We start from the raw sequence: 10,738 nt of genomic DNA on the forward strand, positions 1-10,738 counted from the left end.
CTGACTCCTTGCCCTCTCTTAAACAGCAAAGACTGATAATTACGTCCAGACATAATTATTTTTTAAGGCGATCCCTGACGGCTTCATCTAGGAAGTCGATGATCGAAAGTCCGTGCTCAGCCACATAGTCATCCATCTCGTCTCGGAGTTCGATTTCTATCTTTGAGGAGAAGGGTTCCATCCGGCGTTTGCTCCGAGGGCGGCCCGGTCCGGGACGCCTGTTGGAGGATGATCGAGGAGCATCTTCCGACGGTTCGGGTGCCTGGGCACGCAAAGGTTCTGGAGCCTGCGCTTTCTTGCTGTCGCTTCGGGAGGTCAGAACATCGACCACGTCCGCAGCGGGTGCCTTGCGGATTGCTGATTTTCTCTCTACTGGCATCAGTTGACTCCATCGATAAAGCGAGCATGTTCGACGAACTTTTCGGTCATGATTACAGCTCCCCTGCTGTTGAGCTTTGTAAGAGGCGCTCTCGAGCTGACCGAGTCCTGCATGGCAGTCCTGAGTGGAAGGTGGGGGCTCCTTACGTCCTGACCGTAGGCAGCCTCCAATTCGCCGATCTGGAAGGCATGCTCTCCGGTGAGGGGCGAACTGGTCTTGTTGATGATGATTCCCAGGAACTCAAGTGCCGGATTCAGGTGCGGTAGTGACTGCACCTTCTTCACTGTCTCCAGGAATTCGGTGACTCCTTTGACGGAGAAGGCCGCAGGCTCGGTTATAGCCAGGACTCGATCAGCCCAAATAAGGCCATTTAGCGTCAGACGACCCAACGCGGGAGGAAGATCCAAAAGAATGTGATCGTATCCCGCCAATTCCTCGGCACCCCATGCGGCGGTCTTTAACCGCAGCTCGGGAGTCATGAGGCTTTCCGATTCCAGCCGCGCAAGCGATTCCGAGCTGGGAATGAGATCAATGCCAGGCCAGGAGGTCTCTGTGATGGCCTGGCCTAAAGTGCCGGCATCTCCCCCATATAGCACGTCGAAGATGTCGAACTCGCCTGAGCCTTCAAGTGCTTCGGTGACGTTAGCTTGAGGGTCCAGGTCAATTACCAGCACCTTCTTGCCAATCAACTTGAGACCAGTGGCAAGACCCAGTGTCACAGAGGTCTTACCGACTCCGCCCTTTCGGTTCCCTATCGCAGTTACTTTCACAAGTCACCTCAGTCGTAATTTATAAATCTATCCGTCTGCCCATCTATCCATCCGTCAATCAATCTATCTTTACGTCATGACGTATTTATCGCCGCTTGACCCGCAGCCATGGCACCGCGAGTCGAAGCAGGGGCATCTGTCTATCAATCTATCCGTCTATCTTTACGTCATGACGTATTTATCTCGGCGAGTCGCCTCTGGAAAACGAAGCTACGGAAGGAGGAGCTTTCTCCGACCCAGCGCTACCGGGGAAGCGACAGTGAACTATCCCTGGGTAACGTGAGGCCCAGGGCTCGCCAACGCAATGCTGGGGGAGTGCCGAGGCTTTCAGGAACCGCATGAAGTTGGACAGACAGGTTTAGCACCGAGCTGTCAGGACAGATAAATACGTCTGGATTTATTCCATGTGCCGCTAACACAGACCCAGTACTCTGAGACGGCGACATTCAAGGGTAATTACGGGGGATGACGCATTCGATGAGCACGCATTTGGAGCGCCCCCCCCCGATTGAGCGGGGGATCGCCTTTGGAGTTGTCCGCTCTTCCAACCCGGGCGTTTCCGGATTCAAATGTCCGAGTGCATATCAGCTTTCGGAAAAGATCCGCGTCATGCAGCTCTAGGGGCGGCGCAAGAATAAATACGTCAAGATTGATTCTCCGCCTGCGCCTTTGCTTGACCGAGGGCAGTACAAGCTAAGGAAGCCCTGGGCTAATGTCCATAAGGCCGAATCGAAGTCCGAAGCAGTCAATATTGTTCCCGTTCGACATCGTAGAGATCCGCCTCTACTCCCTTCCCTGTCATGTTTCGCCTCAAGCTGCGTACCAGATTGCCGCATCGTCGGGTGGTAGCCAGTACTCGTCCCGTTCTGGGTCAAATAGGTCGGCCTTTTGTACCTGGGTGGTAAAAAACCGGTCTAGGTAGGCGTGCCAAGCAGCGCGTTCATGTCGGTTACGACTGATCTGTTCAAGGTAGTCATCCATGACACCTAGTCGTGCCGCGAGCATGCGCAGGTTGACTGTGGTCGTCTTCCAAGTGTGCCCTTGGCGTTGGATCATACCCAGGGCTTCCATCTCTGCCAGCGCTGCCGAGCATGCATTCCGGCTGACACCAGTAGCCCGCACGAGGTCCGCTGTGGTGGGAGCGTCCCGACCACGTTCAATAGCTTCATACACCAGCGCTGTGGCGTCGCCAAGCGCCCGGAAGACAGGACGGATGGCGTGGATCTTTCCTTTTCGCCAGGATAATTCCCGAGCCAGTTGTTGATACTGCTCAGGGAGTTGGATGAGGTAAACGTCGGCGGTTTTGTGGCGTGCGTCCGCAACTTTGGTCAGGATGCCATCGGAGGCAGCAACCAAAACGGGCAGGAGCCGGGCGATCGTGACGTGGTGCTTTCCCATCGCGGCAGCAAGGGTTCGGCAACCAACATTGAGAACGTCAGTTTCCTTGGCTCTCATGTAGCCCAGTAGCCCACGAATCAGCAAACGAAGGCTAAGGCCCTGCCGGCCTCTGGCACGCAGTCTGTGGTCGACGACTGCGTAGAGAATATTTTCCAGGTCATTCACGAGCTGGTGCACACCGGCGCTACTGAGTTTGCCCGCCCCCCCTGTGGTTAAAGTCGGGCTTGTGTTGTTAATAGGGGCAGTCTTTTTCCTCTGTTTATGCGGGTCTCGTTTCTGCAGAACTTGGGTGGAGGTGAAGGACTGGGCTTTGGCCCACTCATAGGGCAGGAGTCGTGCCTGGCGTTGAGGGGTTCCATAGAGCGCTGCCAGCCCGGGGAACTGGCCAGTGAGTTCGTTCTCGACGTGTTGTAGGGACCAACCACAGGCGCTGAAGTGATTCAGTACAGCCATCCGAGCTTCGGATGGGCTCTTGTACCTAGCCGTGTCATACAGGCCGGTACGCGCCACCCTGCGCAGCGGAGACTCACTGGCCATGGTCAGTGAGAGCTGCGGCAAGAAACCATTTCGCTGTGAGGCCACACTCCTGGCAGCCCTGGCTTTGAGTGCACGTTTACGGGTTAGTTCCGGAGCCAGAGCGGCCCGAAGCTCCACCAGCGCAGAGGCCGGGTTGCGGCGGCGCAGGATGTCGTAGGCCTGGGAGAGTGGAGTGACGAGGGTTTGATGGCCTCCGGCCTTGTGCACCGAACCAGGGACACGGATACATCCGTCCGTGATGTTCTGGTGAGGACTCGGGTCCAGGCTCGTCGCTGTCAGCGCCAGCGCTTCCACCAGCTCCCTGGCTTCGGCTGCGTCCATACGATCCCGCAGCGGGATGTAAACGTGCCGGCCACCACTGGGGGAGAAGTCCTCAACAAAAAGCACCCCGCATGCCGACAACAACCGGCCCACCCGGGTAGCGTCCGCATCAACCACACCCTTGAGGGCCTTGGACGTGTCAAAATCCAAGCACAGCGTGGCAACACAGCCATCCGGCCCATGCACCATCACCGCCGCAGGACGCTCCGGAAGCGACCGTGTGATTTTCGGCGTGGCCCGCGGCCGCGGGTACTGGAATCGCGAACCAATCCACCGACCCAATCGGTACGAAGGTGCGCCAGCAATCATCGGAGCAAGGCTCCATGCCTCTTCTGGCTTCACATACGGCGCGACACCCATAAGGGCATGCGTTGACGCCGATACCGGTTCCGGTACCATGGTGTGCAGTAGTTCCTTTCGAGGTAACACAAATGGCACCCACAGCGTGGGTGTTGTCAAAAGTTCAGATCGTGTCCCGCCAAGAACTGGATCTGGACTTAATGCTTCCGAGAAGGCCCGCCTAGTGCGGGCCTTCCTCTTTTAAGAGGCGATACGGCCGATAGGCAGTTCCTCCTGGCCGCTAACGAATGTCATGTCGATAGCGGCGAGCTTTTCAGCAACGGCATGTGCGATGAACTCACTAGCCGACTGCCCTTGGTGATCTGCAACAGCGAACAACTTTTCTGCGTCTGCAACGGGGAGCCGGGTAGTCAGAACATGACGGTCCCCTTTAGAAGGGCGTCCTCCGCGTGCGCGTTTCTGAATTGCCATGCCCCTCACGTTAGTTTCTGAAACGCTGGGGACCGGACATAAAGTACGGCGTGTCGGCTTCATCTCTTTTAGAAGCCTCTTGCGACGGCGGCGGCTGCGGCGAGCCAGGCTCGTTGGGTGGCTGGCTGGAGTGCGTCGTAGCGGATGGGTCCGTTGACCAGGGCGGGGTCGTAGGGGATGCGGACAACGGCTCGTACATGGGGGGCGAAGCCGTCAGCGATCCGTCGCGCCTCGTCCTTGGCGCGCTTGAGCGCATCACCGCTCATGCTGCGCTTGGCGTCGGTGGACTCGGACACGATCACGACGGCGTTGCGGGCCAGTTCGGCGTCGTGGCCGCCGCGGGATTCGAGGGTTTGGAGGGTCAGACGCGCCGCTTCGGCGCGGTCTTCGATCGCTGTCACGGGGACCACGAGCTGGTTAGTGTGGTGGATCATTCGCCGCCAGTTGGCCGCGCGGGCCGTGTTTCCAGAGTCCATGACGATCAGACGGTAGTAGCGGGTGAGTACCTGGTGCGCGATGTCCACTTCCTCTGCGGTCACTTCGTGGTCGCCCTCCTCGTTTTCGTCCGAGCGCAGGACGTCGAACTTGTCTGAGGTCTGGTGGTGGACGAACTGGGCGATCTCGGCTGCTTGGGCGCTGGGGGAGAGCAGAGCCTGGGATGAGTCGATGAGGTCCAGGACGCTGTTGTCATGACCGCCCTTTTCGGTACGCCAGCCGAGGGTGCCCTGTGATTCGTTGTTATCCCAGGCGACAGTCGCCGCGCCGCTGTAGCGGGCCAGGATCGCGCTAAGCATGACCACAGTGGGGGTCTTGTTCGCTCCGCCCTTGCGGTTGACGACAGCTACGGTGCGGGGGCCGGGCCAGTGCTGGCTTACTGTGCGGATGTCCTCGCGTTGGGCCAGCTCTTCAGGGGAGGGGTCCATGCGGAAGCCGAGGCGGCTGAGAGCGCCGCGCCAGCCGCGCGTGGCTGGCTGGAGCACGGGCGCGCTGATGAGGAACGATGTGTCTTTCAGGCTGCGCCGTGTGGCAGGCGCCTCAGCGGCTGCTGTGGAGCCCGGCGCGGGCCCCTGGGCTGAGTCCGTGACAGCTGCACCGAAGGTCACCGGCGCAGGGTCGGTAGGGCGTGCCGGCACTTCTTTGGCCGGAGAGGCATCGGGAGCCGAGGCTGGTGTAGGAGTAGGCGCGGCAGTAGTCGTGGCCTTGGCTATTCCGGGCGAAGGGGTGGCCGTAACGGTCAAGGTGTCCTGCTCCCGCTTCGGGGTGGGCTTGATCGGTGCGGCCTCGCTGACGACGCCATCGGGGGAGACGATGATGAGGCCTTGACCGTCCGGATCGGTGGTGCTGACGCGGACGGGTCGGCCGAGCTGAGCAGCGGTTTCAGAGATGAGGCGTAGCGCCTCGCCCAGGACAGCGGCTTCGTCGGCGGCCTCGATCGCGTGGGAGGTCCCGTTGATGGTGACTTCGCCGGTTCCGTTCGTCCGCAGAACGGCGTTGATCTTGGGGAAGTCGAGTGCTTGAGTTTCCATCATCTGTCCTTACTTTGTGCCGTTCGGGGGCGTGAAACGGTTGACCTGCCAGGGCTTGTCGGCTGCGCTGCGCAGCAGCTGGACGTCGTAGTCGCCGGCGTCGGTGGGAAAGACGACATGGCAGCCGAAACCGTTGTTCTCATCGATCTTGAGCTGGCCGGTTCCGGTGATCCTGGTGACCGGGATGTTGGCCGGGTCAACGTATTGGTAATCAGCGGTTGCTTGGGCGGTGAGGAGCTGGCCGAGCTCCTGGATCCATTCCTTGTCGGTGACAGTGGGACGGGCATACAGCGTCATGGCCTCGGTCGCGGTTTCCAGCGCGGCTGTTTTGCTTGCCTCGTCCCAGACAATGCCTAGCGTGGCCGGTGCTGTGCCGCCGGGAGCTTGGGGCTTACCGCCCGCGCTGAGCGTGGCTGTGCTGGCGGCGGAAGCACTGGGCGATGGTTCCGCGGACGTAGAGCTGGATACCGGCGCGCATGCCGTGCACACGAGCAGGGCCGCGAGGGCTGTCAGGGCGCGTTTCATGGTTCCTCCGGTTGGTCGCTGCCGGGCAGGTAGAGAAAGGCGCTGGGAGTGCTGTTCTCTACGGTGCGGGTGTAGTAGGTGTGGTCGTTCGGGGCGGGGTTGCCGTTGTAGCCCTCTTCCAGGAAGCTGCCGTCACCGTTAACGGCTTTGACGACGGCGACGTGGCCGTAGGTGCCATCGGCGCCCCCGGTGCCGGGGGAGTACCAGACGACCGCTCCGACACGTGGCGTTCCACCGGTGGGCCAGCCCTTGGCGTCCCAGCCGTCTTTCCAGGTAAGGGCAGAGCCGAGCACGGCACCGTCAGGCCGGAAGGTGCCGTTCAGGACCTTGTAGGGGGCGGTGGTGCTGCCCAGTTGCTGGTTGACACGCCAGAGGGCGAAGTCGACGCATTCGCGGTTGAACATGCCCAGCGGGGATGGCTCATAGATCTTGGCCGTGCGCCAGGGCAGGTCATCGTCTTTGCCGGATTGGCCGGGGATCCCGCAGGAGCTTTCCCCGCCGGCATCGGTGATCGGCACGTCGCCCAGGGCGGCGACGACCTCAACGGCGGCCGCCCAGTAGGACTGGTAGTGGAACGGGTCGGCGTTGCGCTGGACCCTGTGCGCGGCCGTAGTAGGCTCGAGCTGTTCCCACCCGCTGACCTTCTGCAGGGCGGTAAAGAAGCTCGTCGCTGAAGTCGTTGGGTTCATGCGGTCCGCGTAAGACCCCCACGCGCCGTTGTCGCGCTGCTGGAACAGTCCCCGGGAGTCAGGGCCCGGGCCGTCGCCGTAGTCCAGGACACGCAGCCCGGATTCGCCCATGGCCGTCATGACACCGATTGTCTGCCCCCGGGCCGACAGGCCACGTGCTTTGCCTGCGTTGATGATCAGGGCCGCGTTCTTCAGTTGCTCGCCCTCGTAACCGGCAACAGCGACTTTGGGCAGCTGGCTTGCGTCAACGCTGACGCTGGACCCGGTTGGTGAGCAGACATCGGCCGCTGCCTGGGAGCCCCCGCCGAACAGGATGATGGACAGCACCAAGCCGACGGGTGCAAGGACGGCGCCGGCGACCAGCGCGGGCGCGCTCGTTCGTGATTGCATGTGTCCCCCTCACATCTGCTCGTCGGCTGCTGCGCCCTAGGGCTGATCCTCGTCGTTCACTTCTGGTGTCTGGCCCTTCCTGAGCGTGTTCCGGTTCTCCCAGACCCAGTCCTTGACTTGATCTCTGGCGATTAACCATGTCTTCTCGACTTGGTAAGCAGGAATCACTCCTGTTTGGAGCCAGCGGTAGACGGTGTTCCGGGACAACCCGAAGATCTCTTCGAGGTCCTGAGGCGTAAGACGCTCCGGGTACTTGGCGAAGAGTGCTTCCAGGTACTTGGGGTCCACGCTCAGTCCGTCCCACCGCATAGAGCCATCGTAGACCACAAATTGGTACTGTGATGTACTGGAAGTGACTGAAAGGTACTAAAGCTGTTGTTGGGGGTCACTTTTGGCCTTTCGTGTCGGATGGTACCGATACGATCTTTGCGGACATTAGTAGGGGATGTGAAATGCCGGTCTCAAAGAATCGCTGGGTGACGCTCGGCGCAGAAATTATCGACGAACCCGTTTCAGCTATCCCGGAAGAGCCGCCTTTCATCCCTACGGGGGCGACGAGGCCACAGCTGAGTGTTCCGCAGCCGGATCAGGCGGACCGGCTTCCCCGAAGGAACGTTGCGGGGAGGGAACCGAGCTTCTGGTGGCTTGGCGTCCACGGCGGCGCGGGCGAAACGTCGCTTGCGCGCCTGGACAAGAGAACCAAAGCCGCCGAGCATCAGTGGCCTTTGACGGCAGCCGGCTCCGTGATCGTCCTGGTTGCCCGGTCCAATATCCCAGGCCTTCGTGCGGCACGGCTGGCGGCAACGGAATGGGCATCAAGGTCACTTCCCGGGATCCAGGTCGCCGGCCTGGTGGTCATGGCTGACGCTCCCGGACGGCTCCCCAGAGAGATCCGCGACTTCGCTCGCGTCGTCGGTGGGGGAGTGCCCCACATGTGGCATTTCCCCTGGGTGGAGGCATGGCGCTACGGCCACGACGTCGCCACCGAGGAACTTCCCAAAGAAGCCCGCACCACTCTCGAGCAGGTGCACATCGCAGTAACTGCCACCGCCGGACTCACGGCCAAATAGAAAGTAGAAACTCATGTTGTTCTCCAAGGCCATGGAATGGTCAAGCCTTGCCATCACAGAGATACCGAACCCGGGCACAGGTGAAGCGCCTCCCGGCTCTGAAGGCGTACTGACGATGCTCAAGTGGCTCGCATGGATCGTGTTCGGCCTGGCCGTAGCGGGCATCCTGATCACAGCCGGAACGATGATGATCAACAACCGACGCGGAGAGGGCGGCGAGCATGCCGGCCGTCTGGCATGGGTCCTCGGCGGGTGCATCCTGGCAGCCTCCGCTGGCGGCGTCGTAGGCGCCCTGGTCTAAGGAACTTCAGCCATGACTGAACCGACAGTGAACGAAGACCAGAATCCGCTGACCAAACCTAAGTTCATCATCTCGGCCGTTGTCGTGGCGATCATTGTCGCGCTCGGGGTAATCCTGGCCCTGGTTCCCAGAGGCGGCGGAACGGCGTCCCCTGAACCGAGCTCCACCAACACGAGCACCAGCAGCGGCCAACCTACGGCATCGTCGGCGGCCAGCGTGTGCGGCCTGCCATCCGGCGACCAGGCCAAGCCGGCCACTACACCCGCCGACACCAAATGGGAATTGGTCGGCAAGATCGCCGCACCAACATCGCCCACGCAATTCGGCCCCGGCAAGACCGAAGCCAACGGCCTCCGCTCCTGCTTCGCACACTCACCCATGGGAGCCCTGTACGCGGCGTCGAACGTCGCCGTACTGTCTGCTACAGGGAAGGCTCGACTGGTTTATGAGGAGCTAGCAGTCCCTGGACCCGAACGAGATGCACTGCTGAATCAGCCTGAGACGCAAGCGACATCAGCTGTGACAGCGCAAATCGCAGGCTTCCAGATCCGATCGTATGAAGCTGATCGCGCAGTGGTCGTTATTGCTGCAAAGGGCAGCAACGGTGCGCTGGTTTCCGTTCCTGTTCCGCTCCAGTGGCACGGTGGCGACTGGAAGGTTGTTGTTCCCGCAACCGGCAGCACGGGCGGGGGACAGATAAGCGACTTGTCCGGGTACATTCCCTGGTCTGGTGTCTGATGGCCTGCGAAGGATGGGAGGCCTTCAGCATTGGCTGCCATGCAGGTGCGGCCTTAGAGGATGTCGCTAATGATGCCGTCAAGAACATGGCGAAAGCCATTGCCGATGCCGTTGGACAAACGGTACAAACTCTCGGGACTTTTTGGTTGAACGTAGGAACTCCCGCTCTGACCGCGGCCCCGGGAGGGTCCACGGCGAGTGACCCGGTGTTGTTCCTGCAGAACAGTCTCTACTTCTGGACCGCTTCCCTGGCTGTGATGTCTGTCCTCGTAGGTGCAGCCAAGATGACGATTGAGCGCAGGGGTGCACCCTTGCGGGATCTGGTGCGTTCGCTGGCGACCCTAATCGTCGTCTCCGGCGCCGGTGTGGCGGCAGTAGGACTGCTGACGGTCGCGGCGGATCAGTTTTCAGCCTGGATCATCACTAATTCCACGAACGGGACCTCGTTCAACGAGAACATCACGGCCCTGTTGGCGCTTTCGGCCACCAGCCCGATCGGCTCGATCATGATCATTCTCCTGGGGCTCATCGCGATTCTGGCCTCCGTAATGCAGATCGTGCTCATGATCATCCGCGGTGGCCTGCTCGTCATCCTGACCGGGATCTTCCCTACGGCTGCAGCTTTCAGTAACACCGAGGCCGGCAAGGGTTGGTTCCAGAAGTGCACAGCTTGGCTGATCGCTTTCATTCTCTACAAGCCCGCGGCCGCCATTATCTACGCGACGGCCTTCCAACTCAGCGGCAGCAAGATCTTCGGAAACGTTGGTGACGGCAAGGACTTCGGCTCCGCGCTCCTGGCAACGGTCACCGGACTGGCCCTGATGATCATTGCCTTGTTCGCCATGCCAGCCCTCATGCGGTTCGTCACCCCAATGGTTGGTGCTGTCGCTGGCGGCGGTGGCGCTCTGGCAGCAGGGACGGTCGGCGCACTGGCTTCCGGCGCAATCAGCATGGGCAGCGCCGGACGCGGCGGCGGATCATCCACCAGCTCGACGACAACCAGCAGCACCTCGAACCAAAGCCCTGGATCGCAGGGCCCCTCGGGCACTGGCAGCCAAGGAACGGCAGGAACGTCCGGCACAGCAGGAACGAACGGCACCCGGGGTTCGGGAGCCACGGGTGCGCAACCAGGAACTGGCCCGGCAGCATCCTCCAGTGCCGGCAGTGGGGCTGCGGCCAGCGGAGCAGCCGCCAGCGGTGCAGCTGCGGCCACAGGTGCAGGCGGTGTCGCCGTACTGGCAGCACAGAAAGGCGTCGAAGCAGGCCGGGCCGCTTCCGGGGCCATCAAAGACATGAGCGAAGAATCCACGGGGGGTGCCTGAA

General features: G+C 61.2%; 12 protein-coding genes. 4 read left to right on the forward strand and 8 right to left on the reverse strand.

Going from position 1 to position 10,738, the window contains the following annotated elements:
- Positions 1 to 55 precede the first annotated feature (55 nt).
- From J2X98_RS17585 to J2X98_RS17620, 8 genes are all read right to left on the reverse strand, one after another.
- A complete protein-coding gene (locus tag J2X98_RS17585) occupies positions 56 to 379 on the reverse strand; it encodes a hypothetical protein (protein ID WP_307310766.1) in 324 nt (107 codons plus the stop codon).
- A complete protein-coding gene (locus J2X98_RS17590) occupies positions 379 to 1,149 on the reverse strand; it encodes a ParA family protein (protein ID WP_307310768.1) in 771 nt (256 codons plus the stop codon). The genes J2X98_RS17585 and J2X98_RS17590 overlap by 1 nt, the downstream gene beginning before the upstream one ends.
- A gap of 810 nt (positions 1,150 to 1,959) precedes the next feature.
- Positions 1,960 to 3,804 (reverse strand): hypothetical protein, encoded by a 1,845-nt coding sequence (locus tag J2X98_RS17595; RefSeq protein ID WP_307310770.1) that lies wholly within the window; start codon positions 3,802 to 3,804, stop codon positions 1,960 to 1,962.
- Between the two features lie 141 nt (positions 3,805 to 3,945).
- Entirely contained in the window at positions 3,946 to 4,176 is a 231-nt protein-coding gene (locus J2X98_RS17600; protein ID WP_155854532.1) for a hypothetical protein, read from the reverse strand.
- Positions 4,177 to 4,244: 68 nt separating this feature from the next.
- Positions 4,245 to 5,705, reverse strand: coding sequence for a MinD/ParA family ATP-binding protein (locus J2X98_RS17605; protein WP_307310774.1), 1,461 nt, complete (start codon positions 5,703 to 5,705; stop codon positions 4,245 to 4,247).
- A gap of 6 nt (positions 5,706 to 5,711) precedes the next feature.
- Positions 5,712 to 6,227: a hypothetical protein gene (locus tag J2X98_RS17610; protein ID WP_307310778.1), complete on the reverse strand. Its 516-nt coding sequence runs from the start codon at positions 6,225 to 6,227 to the stop codon at positions 5,712 to 5,714.
- The gene (locus J2X98_RS17615) at positions 6,224 to 7,306 is read right to left on the reverse strand and encodes a CHAP domain-containing protein (RefSeq protein WP_307310781.1); all 1,083 of its coding nucleotides are present in this window, start codon (positions 7,304 to 7,306) and stop codon (positions 6,224 to 6,226) included. The genes J2X98_RS17610 and J2X98_RS17615 overlap by 4 nt, the downstream gene beginning before the upstream one ends.
- A 36-nt stretch (positions 7,307 to 7,342) precedes the next feature.
- A complete protein-coding gene (locus J2X98_RS17620) occupies positions 7,343 to 7,615 on the reverse strand; it encodes a helix-turn-helix domain-containing protein (RefSeq protein ID WP_011689726.1) in 273 nt (90 codons plus the stop codon).
- A 167-nt stretch (positions 7,616 to 7,782) separates the two neighbouring features.
- Here J2X98_RS17620 and J2X98_RS17625 point away from each other — a divergent pair, with 167 nt between their 5' ends.
- From J2X98_RS17625 to J2X98_RS17640, 4 genes are read left to right on the forward strand one after another with little or no spacing between them, the layout of a single operon-like run.
- Positions 7,783 to 8,376 (forward strand): DUF6668 family protein, encoded by a 594-nt coding sequence (locus J2X98_RS17625; protein ID WP_307310783.1) that lies wholly within the window; start codon positions 7,783 to 7,785, stop codon positions 8,374 to 8,376.
- A 13-nt stretch (positions 8,377 to 8,389) separates the two neighbouring features.
- Positions 8,390 to 8,677, forward strand: coding sequence for a hypothetical protein (locus tag J2X98_RS17630; RefSeq protein WP_307310786.1), 288 nt, complete (start codon positions 8,390 to 8,392; stop codon positions 8,675 to 8,677).
- Positions 8,678 to 8,689: 12 nt separating this feature from the next.
- Positions 8,690 to 9,415 carry a hypothetical protein gene (locus J2X98_RS17635; protein WP_307310790.1) on the forward strand — a complete coding sequence of 242 codons (726 nt, stop codon included), beginning with the start codon at positions 8,690 to 8,692 and terminating at the stop codon, positions 9,413 to 9,415.
- Complete coding sequence (locus J2X98_RS17640; protein ID WP_373460923.1) at positions 9,415 to 10,737, forward strand: hypothetical protein; 1,323 nt, start codon at positions 9,415 to 9,417, stop codon at positions 10,735 to 10,737. Before J2X98_RS17635 ends, J2X98_RS17640 begins: the two co-directional genes overlap by 1 nt.
- The last annotated feature ends 1 nt before the right edge of the window (position 10,738 follow it).

Origin of the sequence: Pseudarthrobacter enclensis (assembly GCF_030811655.1) — a bacterium.
Taxonomy (GTDB): domain Bacteria; phylum Actinomycetota; class Actinomycetes; order Actinomycetales; family Micrococcaceae; genus Arthrobacter; species Arthrobacter enclensis_A.